This window comes from Sneathiella limimaris (assembly GCF_012932565.1).
GTDB lineage: Bacteria > Pseudomonadota > Alphaproteobacteria > Sneathiellales > Sneathiellaceae > Sneathiella > Sneathiella limimaris.
Window position 1 is genome coordinate 1,334,509 of the sequence record NZ_JABBYJ010000001.1, and the last position, 17,001, is coordinate 1,351,509.

16 protein-coding genes are annotated in these 17,001 nt (G+C 49.0%); 10 read left to right on the forward strand and 6 right to left on the reverse strand.

Translation table 11 applies throughout. The annotated features are described in order from the left end of the window. From HH301_RS06470 to HH301_RS06490, 5 genes are all read left to right on the forward strand, one after another. Entirely contained in the window at positions 1 to 1,377 is a 1,377-nt protein-coding gene (locus HH301_RS06470) for a M16 family metallopeptidase (protein WP_169567735.1), read from the forward strand. Positions 1,378 to 1,458: 81 nt separating this feature from the next. Continuing rightward, on the forward strand, positions 1,459 to 2,739 hold the full coding sequence (locus HH301_RS06475; RefSeq protein WP_169567737.1) for a glucose-6-phosphate isomerase: 1,281 nt from the start codon (positions 1,459 to 1,461) through the stop codon (positions 2,737 to 2,739). Continuing rightward, entirely contained in the window at positions 2,739 to 4,637 is a 1,899-nt protein-coding gene (mutL, locus tag HH301_RS06480; RefSeq protein ID WP_169567739.1) for a DNA mismatch repair endonuclease MutL, read from the forward strand. The genes HH301_RS06475 and mutL overlap by 1 nt, the downstream gene beginning before the upstream one ends. Before the next feature lie 62 nt (positions 4,638 to 4,699). Next, positions 4,700 to 5,878: a BaiN/RdsA family NAD(P)/FAD-dependent oxidoreductase gene (locus tag HH301_RS06485; protein WP_169567741.1), complete on the forward strand. Its 1,179-nt coding sequence runs from the start codon at positions 4,700 to 4,702 to the stop codon at positions 5,876 to 5,878. Beyond that, the gene (locus tag HH301_RS06490; protein ID WP_169567742.1) at positions 5,871 to 6,746 is read left to right on the forward strand and encodes a phytanoyl-CoA dioxygenase family protein; all 876 of its coding nucleotides are present in this window, start codon (positions 5,871 to 5,873) and stop codon (positions 6,744 to 6,746) included. Before HH301_RS06485 ends, HH301_RS06490 begins: the two co-directional genes overlap by 8 nt. Here the strand turns inward: HH301_RS06490 and rsmD are convergent. Genes rsmD through HH301_RS06505 form a run of 3 tightly spaced genes read right to left on the reverse strand, consistent with a single transcriptional unit; the run spans position 6,685 to position 8,898 of the window. Next, positions 6,685 to 7,251, reverse strand: coding sequence for a 16S rRNA (guanine(966)-N(2))-methyltransferase RsmD (gene rsmD, locus HH301_RS06495; protein ID WP_169567744.1), 567 nt, complete (start codon positions 7,249 to 7,251; stop codon positions 6,685 to 6,687). The two genes, HH301_RS06490 and rsmD, sit on opposite strands and share 62 nt — an antisense overlap. Beyond that, positions 7,251 to 8,183, reverse strand: coding sequence for a pseudouridine synthase (locus tag HH301_RS06500; protein ID WP_169567746.1), 933 nt, complete (start codon positions 8,181 to 8,183; stop codon positions 7,251 to 7,253). Before HH301_RS06500 ends, rsmD begins: the two co-directional genes overlap by 1 nt. After that, the gene (locus HH301_RS06505; protein WP_169567748.1) at positions 8,176 to 8,898 is read right to left on the reverse strand and encodes a gamma-glutamyl-gamma-aminobutyrate hydrolase family protein; all 723 of its coding nucleotides are present in this window, start codon (positions 8,896 to 8,898) and stop codon (positions 8,176 to 8,178) included. Before HH301_RS06505 ends, HH301_RS06500 begins: the two co-directional genes overlap by 8 nt. Positions 8,899 to 9,012: 114 nt before the next feature. Between HH301_RS06505 and HH301_RS06510 the strand changes: the two genes are divergently transcribed. The 3 genes from HH301_RS06510 (at position 9,013) to HH301_RS06520 (ending at position 11,104) form a co-directional block, all read left to right on the forward strand. Continuing rightward, on the forward strand, positions 9,013 to 9,471 hold the full coding sequence (locus HH301_RS06510) for a nucleoside deaminase (RefSeq protein ID WP_206378203.1): 459 nt from the start codon (positions 9,013 to 9,015) through the stop codon (positions 9,469 to 9,471). A 41-nt stretch (positions 9,472 to 9,512) separates the two neighbouring features. Further along, entirely contained in the window at positions 9,513 to 10,715 is a 1,203-nt protein-coding gene (locus tag HH301_RS06515; RefSeq protein ID WP_169567750.1) for an acyl-CoA dehydrogenase family protein, read from the forward strand. A gap of 140 nt (positions 10,716 to 10,855) precedes the next feature. Beyond that, a complete protein-coding gene (locus tag HH301_RS06520) occupies positions 10,856 to 11,104 on the forward strand; it encodes a hypothetical protein (RefSeq protein WP_169567752.1) in 249 nt (82 codons plus the stop codon). Positions 11,105 to 11,159: 55 nt separating this feature from the next. Here HH301_RS06520 and HH301_RS06525 read toward each other — a convergent pair whose 3' ends face one another. The 3 genes from HH301_RS06525 to purD are packed head-to-tail and all read right to left on the reverse strand — an operon-like array spanning position 11,160 to position 14,617. Then, positions 11,160 to 12,212, reverse strand: a complete 1,053-nt coding sequence (locus tag HH301_RS06525) for a phosphotransferase (RefSeq protein ID WP_169567754.1) — start codon at positions 12,210 to 12,212, stop codon at positions 11,160 to 11,162. Between the two features lie 31 nt (positions 12,213 to 12,243). Continuing rightward, entirely contained in the window at positions 12,244 to 13,311 is a 1,068-nt protein-coding gene (locus tag HH301_RS06530; RefSeq protein WP_169567755.1) for a phosphotransferase family protein, read from the reverse strand. 31 nt (positions 13,312 to 13,342) lie between these two features. Next, a complete protein-coding gene (purD, locus tag HH301_RS06535) occupies positions 13,343 to 14,617 on the reverse strand; it encodes a phosphoribosylamine--glycine ligase (protein WP_169567757.1) in 1,275 nt (424 codons plus the stop codon). A 98-nt stretch (positions 14,618 to 14,715) separates the two neighbouring features. Between purD and xseA the strand changes: the two genes are divergently transcribed. Continuing rightward, a complete protein-coding gene (gene xseA / locus HH301_RS06540) occupies positions 14,716 to 16,161 on the forward strand; it encodes an exodeoxyribonuclease VII large subunit (RefSeq protein ID WP_206378204.1) in 1,446 nt (481 codons plus the stop codon). Further along, entirely contained in the window at positions 16,161 to 16,997 is an 837-nt protein-coding gene (locus HH301_RS06545) for a M23 family metallopeptidase (RefSeq protein ID WP_206378205.1), read from the forward strand. Before xseA ends, HH301_RS06545 begins: the two co-directional genes overlap by 1 nt. The last annotated feature ends 4 nt before the right edge of the window (positions 16,998 to 17,001 follow it).

Here is a 17,001-nt window from a genome sequence, read left to right on the forward strand (position 1 = left end):
ATGTCGATATATTTTGCATTTCTCAAAACTCATCTCGTGCAGCACTTGCGTCTAACAGTTTTGTCTTTGATTACAATTGTCATGAGCACTTCTTACGTCGTAGCTGCTGATATACAAGAGATAGTGAGCCCTGGTGGTATCAAAGCTTGGTTTGTTGAGGAAAGCTCTATTCCGATTGTAAATATGGAAGTTCTCTGGAAGGGTGGCGGGAGCATAGTCCCGAGAGACAAAGCCGGTCTTGCGGATTTAATGTCTGCGACGATGGATGAGGGGGCCGATGAACTTGATAGTGATGAATTTCAAAAAAAGCTGGCAGAGTTATCGATTTCTTTGAGTTTTGACGCGCGCCTGGACAGTTACAGCGGTTCTTTGAAAACGCTTTCCTCGAATGCAGATGTAGCTTTTGACCTATTTTCCAAAGCTGTGACAAAGCCACGTTTCGATCCAGAGCCAGTCGAGCGGATCAAGAACCAATTACTTGCAAGTTTAAGCCGAAAGCAATCGAACCCAAGGGATCTGGTTGGAGATGCGTGGTTTGAACTGGCCTTTCCAGATCATCCCTATGCTATTCCTGTTGAAGGAACGATTGAGACTGTTTCTGCACTAACTTCAACAGACCTGCAGTCTTTTTACAAAACTCAGATCGCCAAAGATAATATGATTATATCGGTGATCGGAGATATCACGCCTGAAAAGCTTGGAAAGTTGTTGGATAAGACATTTGGTTCTTTGCCTGAAACAACTAATCGGCCAAACGTACCAGTGGTCAACGAAATTCCAGGACCGGCTCATAAAATTATTGATCTTGAGATCCCACAAAGCGTTATCATTTTTGGCGGCAATGGTTTGAAACGCGAGGATCCAGATTACTATGCAGCCTATCTGCTCAACTACATATTGGGAGGAGGGAGCTTTGAATCTCGGCTCTTTGAAGAGGTGCGCGAAAAACGGGGGCTCGTCTATACGATTTATAGCTATCTCTATCCCCTAAAATCTGCTGGTTTAATGCTGGGGTCATTTGGAACGGATGGCAGTACAACTTTAGAAGCGATCAATTTGGTAAAATCCGAAATTCGAAAAATTCGGGAACATGGTGTCACAAAGGCTGAACTTGAATCGGCTAAAAAATACCTGAATGGATCTTTTCCGCTAAGTTTATCTTCAAACGCTCGGATAGCCGGGATAATGACCAGCATGCAATATAGTAATCTGCCAATTACTTATTTAGATCAACGGGCTGAATTGATAAATGCTGTGACAATAGAAGACGTTCAGAGAGTAGCTCAAATGTTATTAGATCCAGAAAAGTTGATAATAACGATTGCGGGTAAATCGACCTATCATAAAGAGTGGGATGAGGGTCTAAAAATTCCTTAGGTTGCATCTCATGAATTTGTTAGGTTCCGTGGGGTAGGGTGATGGACTTGGGGTACCATCAGGAAACTTGGACAACTTAAAATGACTTACAGACAAACTTTTGAGAACTGCTTCTCTGTGGACAGTGGGGATCAGGATTGGGTTCGCACTGCTTTTATGAAGGCTCTCACCCGAACTGAGACGATCGTTGCGCAAATGGAGTCTCTGAAGGATCAGGGGCGACTGCCCATTCTATCACTCCCGGAGCAAACAGATGACCTGGAGATGCTTTCCCGGCATCCGTTTGTGACTGATAAGGAGTATGAGCGGTTCGTGGTTGTTGGTATCGGTGGCTCTTCCTTGGGTGGTCAGGTTCTGGTGAGTTTGAGGGAACGTGACGAGGCACCATATCTCAATTTTTGGGACACACTCGATTATCATGTGATGCTGCCGTATCTCAAGAAGGGGAAAAAACTCCGCTCGACCCGCTTTTTGCTGATTTCTAAATCTGGAACCACCCCTGAAATTATGGCTCAAACCCTTATGGTGATTGAGGCCTTGAATAATATGGGCGGTGCTGATGCTGTCAAAAATCAGTGCCTCGCGATTTGCGAGCCCGGCGACAATCCACTTGGCTACATTGCTGACAAATGGGGTATTGAGCGGTTGGATCATGACCCAAATGTCGGAGGGCGCTACTCTGGGCTCTCCCTGGTTGGGGCATTGCCAGCGCTTATTGCCGGTATTGATATGTGCAAAGTCCGCGAAGGTGCTAAAGAGGTATTGGACGATACCCTGAATAACCCAGAATCTGCTGCGCGGGTCGGGGCCTCTATGTCACATGCGCTCAATGAGCTTTGTGGTGTCTCCATGAATGTGATCATGCCTTATGCAAAACAGCTTGAGCCTTTCACGCACTGGTACCGCCAGCTTTGGGCGGAGAGTATTGGTAAAGAAGGACGCGGCACTACACCTTTGAACGCTCTTGGGCCCATTGATCAACATAGCCAGTTGCAACTTTGGTTGGATGGACCAAATGACAAGTTTTTTAGCCTGATTATTAACCGGGCAACAGATAGTAGCCCCCTGATGGATGTCGGGATTGCTGATAACATCCCTGCGCTTGATTACCTTAAAGATCACAAGATTAGCGATGTTGTGCAGGCAGAGGCCAATGCAACAGCAAAAACGCTGGCCGATCGGGGAAAATATCTCCGATGCATTTATATCGACAAGCTGGACGAAAAAACCATCGGTTCACTCTTGATGCATTTCATGTTGGAGACGATAATTGCCTGTCATCTTCTGGGGGTTAATCCGTTTGATCAGCCCGCCGTTGAAGAAGGCAAGAAACTGACCAAGATGTATCTTAAAGGTGATTAATGACCCTCCGGAAGCTACCGGACAATATCGTCAACCAAATCGCGGCAGGTGAAGTTGTTGAACGACCTGCTTCAGCCGTAAAAGAACTTGTTGAAAATGCCATTGATGCTGGTGCAGATCGGATCGACGTGGTTATGCGAAATGGCGGTCGATCACTTATCTCGATTACGGACAATGGTAAGGGGATGACCCCAGAGGAGCTGGATCTCTGTTTTGAGCGGCATGCCACTTCAAAACTACCAGATGAGGATCTGGTTAATATCCAGCACCTGGGCTTTCGCGGAGAAGCTATCCCCTCGATCGCTTCGGTCAGTCGGATGACTATCACGACCCGGACTGAAAATGCTGACACAGCTTGGAAATTATCAGTCGAAGGTGGCAGAAAGGGAGATCTGGAGCCTGCAGCTTTGTCTCAAGGGACGCGTGTTGAAGTTCGCGATATTTTCTATGCTACGCCTGCCCGCTTGAAGTTTCTAAAATCAGAGCGGGCAGAGTTTGGCGCCGCCCTTGATGTCATGCGACGACTTGCAATGGCCTATCCGGCAATTGCCTTTTCGCTTGCGGATGAAAAGCGCACAGCTCTTAAAGTCTCCGCAGCGCAGGGTGATCTGTTCGAAGCATGGCTTGACCGGCTTGGATCCATTATGGGACGGGAGTTTGCGGATAATGCCTTGAAGATTGAGGCGGAACGTAACGGCGTTATTCTGACCGGTTATGCAGGTGTTCCGACGTTCAATCGTGGGAATGCGGCTATGCAGTTCATGTTCGTGAATGGCCGGCCAGTAAAAGATAAAACCTTCACTGGCGCAGTTCGCGCTGCATATATGGATTTGCTTGCCCGAAATCGGCACCCGTTGATGGCCTTGTTTCTTGAGCTGCCAGCCGATCAGGTGGATGTCAACGTGCATCCCGCGAAAGCAGAAGTTCGTTTTCGGGATTCCGGTGGTGTGAGGGGTCTGATTATTGGGGCGCTTAGAAATGCATTAGCTGAAAATGGTCACAGGGCATCTTCTACGGTCAGCCAACAAGCTCTTGGCTCCTTTAAACCAGAACATTCACAGCTTTCTCTCCATTCTCGTCCATCACGGCCCGCTGGTATGGGGAACTGGTCTGACGTTAGAACTGAACCAGTGTATCACTCGGGAGTTGCCGAAGAAGCTTCCAGGTTCCATCATCCTCTGAATTCGGATCAATCTGCGTCTCCTTCAGTAGGCTCTTTTGCCTATCCAGATGACTATGCCACAGGACAGCCGATCGAACCATCCGCCAGAGATTTACAAGCAGATCAAGCTCAGCCAAGTTCTGATGATGCCATGTCTTACCCTCTTGGCGCTGCTCGGGGACAGCTCCATGAAACCTATATCGTTTCTCAAACCCAAAACGGGATGGTCTTGGTAGATCAACATGCAGCGCATGAGCGGCTGGTGATGGAGCGGATGAAAAAGGCTTATGCGGAAAAATCCGTTAGTCGGCAATTGTTGCTTCTACCAGACGTTATTGAAATCGATGAAGCGGCTGCCGAACGGGTCTGTGAACGGGCTGAAGAGCTGGCAGAAATGGGTCTCGTGATCGAACCTTTCGGTCATGGTGCTATTGTCGTGCGCGAAACACCCGCAATGCTTGGAACCTGCGATGTGAAAGGCCTTATTCAGGATCTTGCCGATGATCTCGCTGAATTTGATACGGCGCTTGCCTTGAAAGATCGGATTGACGATGTTTTCGCAACAATGGCCTGTCATGGCTCAGTGCGTTCTGGCCGAAGGCTCACCATTGAGGAAATGAATGCTTTGTTGCGGGAGATGGAGGTTACCCCTCATTCTGGGCAGTGTAATCACGGTCGTCCAACCTATGTGGAATTACAGCTTCCAGAGATTGAAAAACTCTTTGGTCGACGCTGATCATCATTGATTAGCCTATTTTTTCCCGATATGAACGGGCATCTTTAGTATCGGAAAGATCCATGATTTTTGATGTGGTAGTGATTGGAGCTGGTGCGGCCGGACTCATGTGTGCCTGGCAGGCAGGAAAGCGGGGACGAAATGTTCTGCTTCTGGAAAAGGCCGAGAAAGTAGGGAAGAAAATCCTTATTTCTGGTGGTGGGCGTTGCAATTTCACCAACTTACAGGCGGCCGCTGATCGATATGTTTCTGATAACAAGCATTTTTGTAAATCAGCACTGAAGGCATATACCCAGACAGATTTTATCAAGCTCGTTGAATCCCATAATATTCCCTATCATGAGAAGAAACTGGGGCAGCTTTTTTGTGACGAGAGTGCTCGCCAGATAACAGATCTACTTCTTAAAGAATGTGATCAGGCTGACGTCAAACTTGAGGTGAATAACGGAGTTCAGCGCGTTACTAAAACTGAAAAAGGCACTTTTCTTGTTGAGACCGATAATGGGCGGGTCGATGCAAATACTGTCGTTGTCGCAACCGGGGGACTCTCAATCCCTAAAATGGGCGCAAATGATATAGCCTACCGGATTGCCGCATCCTTTGGCCTGTCTTTGACCGAGACAAGACCAGGTTTGGTGCCCTTCACTTTTGAGCAGGCGGACATGGATCGGTTTCAGGGGCTTTCTGGGGTGTCTGCAGAGGTTATCACGCGGGTTGGCAAAATTGCCTTTCGTGAGAATGTGCTTTTTACTCACAAGGGAGTTAGCGGTCCCGCTATCCTGCAAATTTCCTCTTTCTGGCATCCTGGCGATATTGTCCGGATTAATTTTTTACCGGATCATGATCTTTTCGAAATGTTGAGAGAGGCGAGATCTCAAACACCGAAAGGCAGCGTTTATAAAGTCTTGACCCAGTTTCTGGCAAACCGCTTGGTGGACCGCCTGCTAACGCCATTAGGAGTGTTACCTGAACTTGGCAATTGTTCAGACAAGATATTTCGAAAAATTCATCAAGCGGTGTGTGAGGTTGAGATCAAACCCAACGGAACAGAGGGCTACCGCAAGGCTGAAGTCACTGTTGGCGGTGTTTCGACGGATAATCTCAGTTCAAAAACAATGGAATGCAAGACAGTTCCGGGCCTTTTCTTTATTGGAGAAGCCGTTGATGTAACCGGTTTCTTGGGTGGGTACAATTTTCAGTGGGCCTGGTCTTCCGGTTTTGTGGCAGGTCAGAATGCTTAATTGGTCTAAAGATGAATGGCTTCATCTATGTCCAGAATTAACAATTGAAGGAGATGTTACTCCTGATCATTATTGCCAATGGGATGGATGGGAACTGGAAGAAATCTCTACCGGATTTCATAAAGATGGGTATCTAAATCTTTCGTCAGTTCTGCCTTCATCTCTATGTGAGCAGCTTTCTGATGCCATGGAAATACTTGCTAATAACAATATTCCAGCGGTTTATATCTATATCTATGATCAACCCTGGCAGTTATTTGAAAGCCTGCGTCAGCTGATCAGTCACTTTTTGGGTGAAGATTATGCGCTTCTTCCAAATTTTTGGGCCTGGAACCTGTCTGCGGCAGGTGAAGCAGGATGGTCGCCTCATCGCGATTGTGATGCGGAAACAGTATTTGATATCGGCGGCGATACTCTCTTGATGAGCTTATCTTTATGGGTGCCACTTACCGAAGTGGATGAACGAAATGGCTGTATGTTTGTAATTCCGCGATCTGAGGAGAACAATATACAAAAGCTTATGGAACTGGATCGGGAAAACCTTTTGCCCTTTGCAAAGCCGTTACCAGCAAAAGCCGGATCCGTTTTGGGCTGGCCGCAGGATCTGTATCATTTCGGTGGAGAGTATCGAGACGGGGCGAAAACTCCTCGTCGCAGCTTGTCATTTGAGTTTCAAAACACAAGCTTTGATCCTCTCGCAAAGCCCCTTCTGTCAACACGGCAGATGCCTGATTTTGAAACGCGCCTGCGCCTTATGTCAGAGCAGTTTGAAAAATATCGGCATATTGATCCGACGGTTCAGAAAACTAGACTGTTTTCAGAATCAGAAGTTTCGCTGCGCCATATTTCCGCTCCTCCAGCAGATTAAGGCCTTCTGGGATCTCGAACGGTTCTTTGGCTGCCAGTTCCAGTGCAACAACTGTTTTATCGCCAATCCACCCGCCCTTTTGCAAACTTTCAAGTGCTGGTCCCGCAAGGTTCATCTTATAGGGAGGATCCATCATGATGAGGTCCATAGGCTTTGAGCTTTGACCCGCAAATGTCCCGTCCCTGTTTAGGATTGAGGCATTGCGTTGACCACCGACAAGCGCAACATTTTGTTTGATGAGTTTGAGGCTGTCGGGATGATTATCCATAAATGTGACATGCGCCGCCCCACGGGAGAGAGCTTCAACCCCGAGGGCTCCTGTGCCTGCAAAAACATCCAAAACCGTTGCGCCCCTGGGCATGGGGCCGGTATCTAAGCGAAAGTCAGCATTGTGGGCTAAAATGTTGAAAAGTGCCTCTCGGGTGCGGTCCGCAGTTGGGCGTATCCGCTTGTCTTCCGGAAGATAAAGCCGCTTCCCTTTGTAGGTCCCACCAACGATCCGCATTAGGGTCTCCGGGGTTTTCTGCCTTTAGGTGCCGGGCGACCTTTGCCTTCGCCTGTTGGCTTTGCTTTCCCGCGTGTGACAACTTTAACCGATTTGCCTTTGCGGCTTTCAACGGTTTTACCCTTCAGGTTCAATTTGCCCTGCATTCTAGGTTTGCGGCTGGCGGGGGCTTTGGGCTCCTCAGTTGAGACTTCCATCTTTTTGACGCCCATCTGCTCGCGCAAGACTTTGGCGCGAACTTCGTCAACTTCCCCAGATGCCAATTCACCCAGTTGTAGTGGGCCGTAGGAGACCCTGATTAGCCGGAGTACTGGATACCCCAGGTGTTCCATAATTTTACGGACTTCGCGGTTCTTGCCTTCCCGAATGGAGATTGTCAGCCAGGAATTAGCGCCTTTGGTGCTATCCAACACGGCTTCTACAGATCCGTATTTAACGCCTTCGATTGTAACTCCGTCGGCAAGGCGGCTTAGTTCCCGTTCCTTCGGATGCCCATGAACGCGAACCCGATATTTCCGTTTCCAGCCAGTTGCAGGAAGTTCAAGACGACGGGCGAGTTCTCCATCATTAGTGAGGAGTAATAGCCCTTCGGAATTCAGATCAAGGCGCCCGACAGAAATAACGCGAGGCATGTCATCAGGGAGTTTGCTGAAAACAGTATCCCGCCCTTTTTCGTCCTTGTGGCTTGTTACGAGACCCGCTGGTTTATGATACCGCCACAGACGAGCTCTCTCTTTTTGGGGTAATGGGTTGCCGTCAACGAGGATATCATCTTCATCACTAACGGTTACTGCGGGAGTTGTCAGGACCTGACCATTAAGTTTGACCCTGCCGTCCAGGATCCATTTTTCTGCATCCCGACGGGAACAGAGACCCGCCCTGGCCATCCGTTTGGCAATCCGCTCTTTCGTTTCTTCAACTGGCTCAGTCATTTGGGTTTTGTGCCTCTTTGATAAAAGCATCGAAAATTTTTCGATCGCCATCAGAGATCAAATATTCAGGATGCCACTGCACACCCAAGCAGAATTTATATCGCGGATCTTCAATGCCTTCGATGACACCATCGGATGCCCATGCATTGACGACGATATTTTCTGAAATATCTTTGGCGGCCTGATGATGGGCGCTATTTACAGGAAGTGTGGTTGTCCCAACAATCCGATGGAGCAAAGTCCCTTCTTTGACATCCACATCATGCCCTGCTTCTGTCCGAGGGTTTGGTTGTTCGTGGGCAAGGGGGCTATCCACTTCATCAGGGATATGCTGGATAAGGGTTCCCCCGAGGATTACATGCAAAAGCTGTTGCCCTCCACAAATCCCCAAAACGGGTTTGTCTTTGGCCAGCATGGCTTCTGTAACCGATTTTTCAAATTCAGTGCGGCGGTCTTTGGTGACGACCGTTGCGTGGCGATTAGCGGCTCCAAACATAGTAGGATCCACATCAAATGCACCGCCCGTGACCACAAGGCCGTCCAACAACTCGCCATAAGTTTCCGCAAGTTCGGGTTCATGGGGAAGGGGCATAGGAACACCGCCAGCAGCGGTAATCACGTCTGCATAATTTTGACGCAAGGCGTACCATGGCATGTTGGAATAGCCGCCAGGATCCTCTGAATCGAGGGTAATGCCGATAACTGGTTTTTTCATGCTTCCTTTTAAGCCTGCTTGAGGTACAACTCAACTAGAACATACAATTTAAAAAACAAATTAGGAAATGGCTTGATGCTTGACGGAGCCGTTTTCTGCCGTCACTTTTGAGCCATGGATTTCGAGTTAACCAACTATATGGAAGATGCGCTGCACACAGCAGAGCTTTCCGCGAAGCGCGGTGAAGTGCCTGTTGGTGCTGTTATTGTGGACAGCAAGACAGGTCGGGTGATTGCACGTAGCGGAAATCAGATGAAAAACCGGTTCGATCCAACAGCACATGCTGAGATGCTGGCTATTCGTGCTGCGGCGAACATGGTCGGCAGTCAAAGGCTGGTGGATTGCGATCTCTATGTTACGCTTGAGCCTTGCCCGATGTGTGCGGCTGCCATCTCGCTGGCCCGGCTGAGAAGAGTCTATTTTGGGGCGTTTGACCCTAAAGGCGGCGGGGTGGAATATGGCCCTCGTATCTTTGATCATCCAACTTGTCATCATAAACCTGAAATTTATGGTGGCGTAGGAGAGGCTCAGGCCGCTAAACTACTGAAAGAATTTTTCGCCGCCCGGCGGTAAGATAAATCTAGAAATAAAAAACAAGAATAAAGGGGAGAAAAATGAATTTCGAATATTCTGATAAAGTGAAGGATCTTCAAGCGCGCGTTCAGGCGTTTATGGATGAACATGTTTATCCAAATGAAGAAGTCTTTGAAGAGCAGGTTGATGAAGGCGATCGTTGGCAGCCCACTCCGATTGTTGAGGAGCTGAAAGAAAAAGCCAAGGCCGCAGGTCTTTGGAACTTGTTTCTACCAGAAAGTGATCGCGGTGCGGGCCTAACTAATCTGGAATATGCGCCGCTCTGTGAAATCATGGGACGGGTTCACTTCGCACCAGAAGTCTTTAACTGTTCAGCACCAGATACTGGCAACATGGAAGTGTTGGAGAGGTATGCCTCTGAAGAGCTGAAAGAGCGCTGGCTTACACCATTGTTGGCAGGCGAGATTCGCTCAGCCTTTGCCATGACCGAGCCTCGGGTTGCCTCTTCGGATGCAACGAACATCGAATCAGACATTATTCGTGATGGTGACGAGTATGTCATTAATGGTCGCAAATGGTGGACATCCGGCGCTATGGACCCTCGCTGTAAAGTTCTTATCTTTATGGGAAAAACCGATAAAAGCGCAGCCGTCTATAACCAGCAGTCCATGATTGTTGTTCCGCTTGATACACCCGGTATTACCATTAAGCGTTTCCTGCCTGTGTTTGGATATGATCATGCGCCACATGGTCATGCAGAAGTGGACTTCGAAAATGTCCGTGTTCCCGCTGATCATATTTTGCTCGGTGAAGGCCGTGGTTTTGAAATTGCCCAAGGGCGTCTTGGCCCAGGACGGATCCATCATTGCATGCGCCTGATCGGTGTTGCAGAACGTGCACTTGAGAAAATGTGTAAACGGGTAAGCTCTCGTGTTGCTTTCGGTAAAAAGGTGTCAGAACAGACAGTTACCCTTGAACGGATTGCCGAATCCCGTGCCATGATCGAGCAAGCACGGCTGCTGACGCTGAAAGCGGCTTATATGATGGACACAGTTGGCAATAAGCAGGCAAAAGCTGAAATCGCCATGATCAAAGTTGTCGCGCCAAATATGGCTTGCCAGGTTATCGACTGGGCAATTCAGGCGCATGGTGGCGGTGGTGTCACCAGTGATTTTGGTCTTGCTGCAGCCTATGCCGGAGCCCGGACATTGCGATTGGCAGATGGTCCAGATGAGGTTCATCGCAACCAGATCGGTCGTCTGGAATTGAAGAAATATATGTGATCCTTGTAACTTCAAAATCTGATCACATTTAGGAATTAGAAGAAGTCCTTGAGGTCCTCAGGGGCTTTTTCTTTTGCAATGCAACATACGCTCTTATATACAGAATTTGTCTGAGTAGTTCTTTTCAGGATATCTATCGAATGGTCAAGACCGCAGGCTGGTTTTTAGCCGCAATTGTCATCGTAGTTGGTGGCTTTCAATATCGTTATAACAGTCTTGATCCTTGCGAATGGTTGACACAGGATTTGACCCAGTTCGCAAGCTTACCCGGTATTTCTGGTCTTGGGGGCGCGGCTGGAACCGTCATGAGCACGGGGCAGTGCCTGCAGAACTGGATGGACCTACGGGTGAAAGAAAAAGAGGCTGAAGCGGAAGCGCACGCCCAGTAAAAAAGAAAAGGCCGGAAATTCCGGCCTTTTGGTTTTTCCAGAACTGGAAACTTACCTATTTTTCAGCCAACAAGATGTTTTTAGCGCCAAGATCTGCCAGCATCCGTGCAAAAGTGCCGTAGGTTTTGGCTTTCTCTGAACTGGCATTACCGTCAAGTCCGCGTTTGTAAACTCCTTGTACAATTGCGGCCAGGCGGAAGAAGGAAAAGGCAATATAAAAAGGCCATTTTTCAATTCCATCCCGACCCGTGCGACGGCAGTAAGCAGCGATATACTCTTCTTCTGACGGGATACCACTTTCCTTGAAGTTGGTCGTCACCAATCCGCCTGCCGATGGGTGCATGAAATGGTAAGTCATGCAGTTATAGGCAAGGTCAGCCAAAGGATGTCCGATCGTACAAAGCTCCCAATCCAGCACAGCCACGACTTCAGGTTTTGTCGGATGAATGATCATGTTTTCAAGCCGGTAGTCCCCATGGCAAATCGTGTTCTCAAGCTTGGTTGGCATATTTTCAGGAAGCCATTCGATAAGCTTTTCCATGGTCGGAATGGTTTCTGTTTCCGAGGCCCGATATTGTTTGGTCCAGCGACCGATTTGGCGCTCAAAGTAATTTCCTTTTTTGCCAAAATCGCCAAGGCCTACTGCATCAATGTCTACATTATGCATCTTGGCAAGGGTATCGTTCATGGCATCGTAAATTGCTGATCGCTCAGCAGGGTCCATGCCAGGGAGTTCAGGTTTGCGAAGCACCCGACCTGCAACTTTTTCCATAATATAGAAGGCTGTGCCGATTACCTCTGGATCCTCACAAAGGGCATAGGTTCTTGCGACAGGGACATCCGTCTCCTGAAGTGCGGACATAACCCGGTATTCCCGATCCACGGCATGGGCAGACGGCAGAAGGTTTCCTGGCGGCTTTTTGCGCATGACATATTCCTGATCCGGTGTCCTCAAAAGGAATGTCGGATTGGATTGCCCGCCTTCAAATTGTTCTACACTTAAAGGTCCCTTGAAGCCGTCTACATGCGCTTGCATATAGTCAGCCAAGCGATTTTCATCAAATTTATGTGCGTCGCGCACAGGTGTTACATCACCAGTATCCGCCATTCGTCTCCCCGATCTTTTTTGTTTTCGTTTTTTAGGCGTTGAGGATTAATTCTACCTGTTGCCAGCCTTTTTTGGCAAGAGGCTTGGCCTTTTTGCCCATTTCAACAGCGTGCGCGCTGGAGGCTGTTCCGTCAACCACTCGGCCCATAATCCCTTGTAAAATAGCTGACAGGCGGAACATGTTGTAGGCCATGTAGAAATCCCAGTTTTCAATTCCCTCTCGACCTGTCCGTTCACAATACATGCGCACATATTCTTCTTCGGTTGGAATCCCGAGGGACTTGAGATCCAGACCACCTAAACCTCTGAAAAGTTCAGGCTCCAGCCGCCAAGTCATGCAATGGTATGAAAAATCGGCAAGTGGATGACCCAGCGTGGAAAGTTCCCAATCCAGCATGGCTATGACTTCCTTGCTGTCACGATCGATAATCGCATTGTCGAGCCGGAAGTCACCATGAACTACAGACGTCTCATCCCCCGCGGGTATATTTTCAGGTAACCACTCCATAAGGCGGTTCATTTCCTCAATCGTTTCAGTCTCTGATGCCTTATATTGTTTCGTCCAACGATTGATCTGCCGGGCAAGATAGTCTGTCGGTTTGCCAAAATCCTCAAGCCCGATCGCCTTGTAGTCGGCCATATGAAGTTTGGCGAGCGCAGAATTCATGGAGTTAAAGGCTGCGAAACGTTGCTCGTTGGTGAAATGGGGCAGGGCAGGATCCCATTCCACATCTCCATCGACAAATTCCATCACATAGAAGATGGTACCGATAATGCTTTCATCTTCGCAAAGTGTGTAGGCTTTTGGAACAGGAACATCCGTTTGTCCGAGGGCCTTGATGACCTTATATTCCCGATCAACCGCATGGGCGGAAGGTAGCAATTTTCCAGGTGGTTTTTTCCGAAGGACGTATTTTTGTTTTGGCGTGACCAGAAAATAACTGGGATTGGATTGTCCACCCTTGAACTGGCGGACTTCCAGCGGACCTTCAAAGCCTTCAATATTTACTTTCAAGTAGGCTTCAAGGGCTGCTTCATCCAGCTTGTGAGTTTCCTGGACTTCCATCGTGCCTGAAAATTGTGCTGAGGAATCCGTCATGTTTCTTCCTTCTTGTTATTATTGCGCCGCCTTATTTTTCGCGTTTGATGGCCCTCCAGCCGATATCTTTTCGGCAGAACCCGTCAGGCCAATCAATCTCCCTAATAGCAGCATATGCTTTTTCAGCAGTTTCGGTAACCGTTTTTCCGCGCGCCGTGACGCCCAATACACGTCCACCTGTGGCGAGAAGTTTATCACCTTCCTTTTTGGTGCCCGCATGTAAAACGATGACATCATCATGGGCATTGGCTTTAGTTAGACCCTTGATTTCTGTATTTTTCTCATAGGAACCGGGATATCCGTTTGCCGCCATAACAACAACCATTGCGACATCTTCGGCCCAATCAAGGGAAACTTTATCCAGTGTGCCGTCAGCAGTTGCCATAAGAGCTGGTAGCAAATCGCTTGTCAAACGGGCCATCAATACCTGACATTCTGGATCACCAAAGCGCACATTATATTCAATCAGCTTGGGCCCTTCCGATGTAATCATCAGACCAGCATATAATACCCCTGTATAAGTGGCGTTCTCAGCTTCAAGCGCGGCGACAGTCGGTTTAATGATCCGCTCCAGTGTCTGGTTGATCATTTCCTCAGTCATGACAGGCGCTGGTGAATAGGCGCCCATACCGCCTGTATTTGGACCTGTATCGCCATCGCCAACCCGTTTGTGATCCTGGGCCGTGGCAAGCGGTAGAACAGATTTCCCGTCGGTAAGAACAAAGAAGCTGGCTTCTTCACCTTCCATAAATTCTTCAATGACGATTTCTGCGCCTGAGGAGCCAAAGAGTCCCCCAAACATGTCATCGACAGCTTTTTCAGCCTCCGCCAGACTTTCGGCGATAATAACACCTTTACCAGCTGCAAGGCCATCAGCCTTGATGACGATCGGGATTTTCTGGTTTTGCAAATAGGCTTTTGCTGAGGCTGAATCTGTAAAGCGCTCATAGGCGGCGGTCGGGATTTGGTACTTACGGCACAGATCTTTCATGAAGGCTTTAGAACCTTCCAGTTGAGCTGCGGCTGCAGTCGGGCCAAATGCCGGGATACCAGCAGTTTTCAAGGCATCCACTAGGCCAATAACAAGTGGTGCTTCTGGGCCTACAACAACGAAATCAATGCTGTTTTCCTGACAGTATTGCACGACCGCAGAAACATCTTCTCCGTTCAGAGATATGCAGGTGGCAACTTCTTCAATGCCGCCATTTCCGGGTGCGCAGATCAGCTCGTTGATCATGGGTGATTTGCTTAAAGCCCAGCAAAGAGCGTGTTCACGGCCGCCCGATCCGATTACCAGTACCTTCATTCTTCCGACGTGTAATTTTCCTGTTTCGACATCTCGACATGAGCGTGTAAGCTTGTAGCATACCCCTATGATGAAACAAACAGGCGATTGGTGAGGTCGTGTCAGAAATTCCCGAAGCAGGCAGCAATATTCACGAATTTACAGTTTCGGAACTCAGCGGGGCTTTGAAGCGAAGCGTCGAGGAGCAGTTTGGTCACGTTCGGGTCCGGGCAGAAATCTCTGGCTTGAAACGGGCAGCGTCAGGTCACGTCTATTTGGCGTTAAAAGATGAAAATGCGGTTCTCGACGGGGTTATGTGGAAGGGGACTGCTGGACGCTTGACATTCAAACCCGAGGATGGCTTGGAGGTTGTCTGTACCGGCAAGCTGACAACCTATCCTGGGCGTTCCAAATATCAGATTGTGATCACCAGTATGGAGCCAGCTGGCGTTGGCGCCTTGATGGCACTTCTGGAGGAGCGAAAGAAAAAGCTCGCCGCTGAGGGGCTTTTCGCGCCAGAGAGAAAAAAGCCACTTCCCTATCTGCCAAGTGTGATTGGCGTTGTGACGTCCCCAACAGGGGCTGTGATCCGTGATATTTTGCATCGTTTGCGAGATCGCTTTCCAAGCCATGTTCTCCTTTGGCCTGTTCTTGTGCAGGGGGACACAGCAGCTGGTCAGATTGCAGCCGCTATTCGGGGCTTTGGTGAGATCGAGGTAGGCGGTGATATTCCAAGGCCCGATTTGTTAATTGTTGCCCGAGGCGGCGGTAGTCTTGAAGATCTATGGGCTTTTAATGAAGAAGAAGTTGTTCGGGCGGTCGCTGAATGCGAGATACCGGTTATCTCCGCTGTGGGACATGAGACGGATACAACCTTGATCGACTATGTCTCTGACCGCCGTGTTCCAACCCCGACCGCTGCAGCGGAAATGGCTGTACCCGTCCGATCAGAATTATTGATGTATGTTGAGGATCAGGATCGTCGTATTCGCCGGGGCCTGATGCGCTCCATTTCCGATAAAAAAGAGCGCCTTTCTGGTCTATCGCGAGGACTTCGGGACCCGCAATCCATGATTTTGGAGAAAACCCAGCATTTGGATCATCTGGAAAGCCGTCTCAGAAGCAATATGATGAACCTTGTCAATCTACGCGCACAGCAATTTACGTCAGTGCAGGGTCGACTGCGGCCAGATCTCTTACGCCGGGGTATTGATCAAAGTTTGGAGCGATTGGACGGATATGGCGGGCGAATGCAGCGCGCTGTGAGCACAATTGGGACCCGTTCAGAAGATCGATTGAAGGCTGCAACTCGACTGTTGGAGAGCCTCTCCTTTAAACGGGTTCTTTCTCGCGGATACGCCATTGTGAAAGGTGAGGATGGTCAGGTAATTTCATCCGCAGCAGGTGTAGTGGCGGGTCAGGTTGCCACTGTTGAATTTGTGGATGACACCCGCCAGGCACGGTTTGAGGAGGGTGACGCTGCAGCTCGAAAAGTAAAGGCGACACCCAGCCGTAAATCAAAGCCCACCAAGGTTGAAAAGCCAGAACAAGGGACACTTCTCTAATGTCACTAATGAAATTAGCATTTTCTGTTGTGGTGCTTGGTTTTCTTACCTTAGCTGGGTGGGTGCAGGCGGATGAGCGAATTGAGTTGCAGGGCAACCTTACCCAAGGTGGCATGGTGCTTGGGAAAACGGATCCTGCCGCCCAGGTTTATCTGAAAGGTGAGCCTGTGCGAGTCTCCAGTAAAGGGCAGTTTGTATTCGGTTTCGGCCGCGATCATAGACCTTCTGCTGACTTAAAAATTGTCCTTCCGACCGGGGAGGAACTTAATCGTACGCTGGAGATCAAATCCCGAAAATATAAAGTTGAGCGGATTGATGGATTGCCGCCTTCCAAGGTGACGCCAAAGCCTGATGTGATTGCCCGTATCCGCAAAGAGAATGCAGAAATCGCCCGTATTCGAGCTATCTTTACAGAGGAAAATTGGTTTAATTCCGGCTGGATATGGCCGGCCAAGGGCCGGGTGAGCGGTGTTTACGGTAGTCAGCGGGTCCTCAATGGGATCCCAAAGCGACCTCATTTTGGGCTTGATGTAGCCGCTCCGGTGGGCACCGAAGTGGTTGCGACAACTGACGGCATGGTCCGGATGGCGGAAAAAGACCTCTACTACACAGGTGGGACCATCATGATTGACCATGGGTTTGGCTTGGTCTCAGTTTATTCCCATCTCTCAAAGCTCACGGTTGAGCCGGGAACCTTCGTCCGCCAAGGCGAAAAGATTGGAGAGATCGGTTCGACAGGTCGCTCCAGCGGCCCGCATCTGGATTGGCGGCTCAACTGGTTTAAAGAGCGCCTGGATCCAGAACTTTTACTCCCTGAATTACCAGCCACTAATTGACAGA

What these genes read in the sequence shown, in the direction of transcription:
- HH301_RS06545 (WP_206378205.1), top strand. Translation starts at nt 16,161, where the DNA reads ATGTCACTAATGAAATTAGCATTTTCTGTTGTGGTGCTTGGTTTTCTT.
- rsmD (WP_169567744.1), bottom strand. Translation starts at nt 7,251, where the DNA reads ATGCGGATCGTTGGTGGGACCTACAAAGGGAAGCGGCTTTATCTTCCG.
- HH301_RS06500 (WP_169567746.1), bottom strand. Translation starts at nt 8,183, where the DNA reads ATGACTGAGCCAGTTGAAGAAACGAAAGAGCGGATTGCCAAACGGATG.
- HH301_RS06490 (WP_169567742.1), top strand. Translation starts at nt 5,871, where the DNA reads ATGCTTAATTGGTCTAAAGATGAATGGCTTCATCTATGTCCAGAATTA.
- HH301_RS06505 (WP_169567748.1), bottom strand. Translation starts at nt 8,898, where the DNA reads ATGAAAAAACCAGTTATCGGCATTACCCTCGATTCAGAGGATCCTGGC.
- purD (WP_169567757.1), bottom strand. Translation starts at nt 14,617, where the DNA reads ATGAAGGTACTGGTAATCGGATCGGGCGGCCGTGAACACGCTCTTTGC.
- HH301_RS06485 (WP_169567741.1), top strand. Translation starts at nt 4,700, where the DNA reads ATGATTTTTGATGTGGTAGTGATTGGAGCTGGTGCGGCCGGACTCATG.
- HH301_RS06530 (WP_169567755.1), bottom strand. Translation starts at nt 13,311, where the DNA reads ATGACGGATTCCTCAGCACAATTTTCAGGCACGATGGAAGTCCAGGAA.
- mutL (WP_169567739.1), top strand. Translation starts at nt 2,739, where the DNA reads ATGACCCTCCGGAAGCTACCGGACAATATCGTCAACCAAATCGCGGCA.
- HH301_RS06510 (WP_206378203.1), top strand. Translation starts at nt 9,013, where the DNA reads ATGGATTTCGAGTTAACCAACTATATGGAAGATGCGCTGCACACAGCA.
- HH301_RS06520 (WP_169567752.1), top strand. Translation starts at nt 10,856, where the DNA reads ATGGTCAAGACCGCAGGCTGGTTTTTAGCCGCAATTGTCATCGTAGTT.
- HH301_RS06475 (WP_169567737.1), top strand. Translation starts at nt 1,459, where the DNA reads ATGACTTACAGACAAACTTTTGAGAACTGCTTCTCTGTGGACAGTGGG.
- HH301_RS06515 (WP_169567750.1), top strand. Translation starts at nt 9,513, where the DNA reads ATGAATTTCGAATATTCTGATAAAGTGAAGGATCTTCAAGCGCGCGTT.
- HH301_RS06525 (WP_169567754.1), bottom strand. Translation starts at nt 12,212, where the DNA reads ATGGCGGATACTGGTGATGTAACACCTGTGCGCGACGCACATAAATTT.
- HH301_RS06470 (WP_169567735.1), top strand. Translation starts at nt 1, where the DNA reads ATGTCGATATATTTTGCATTTCTCAAAACTCATCTCGTGCAGCACTTG.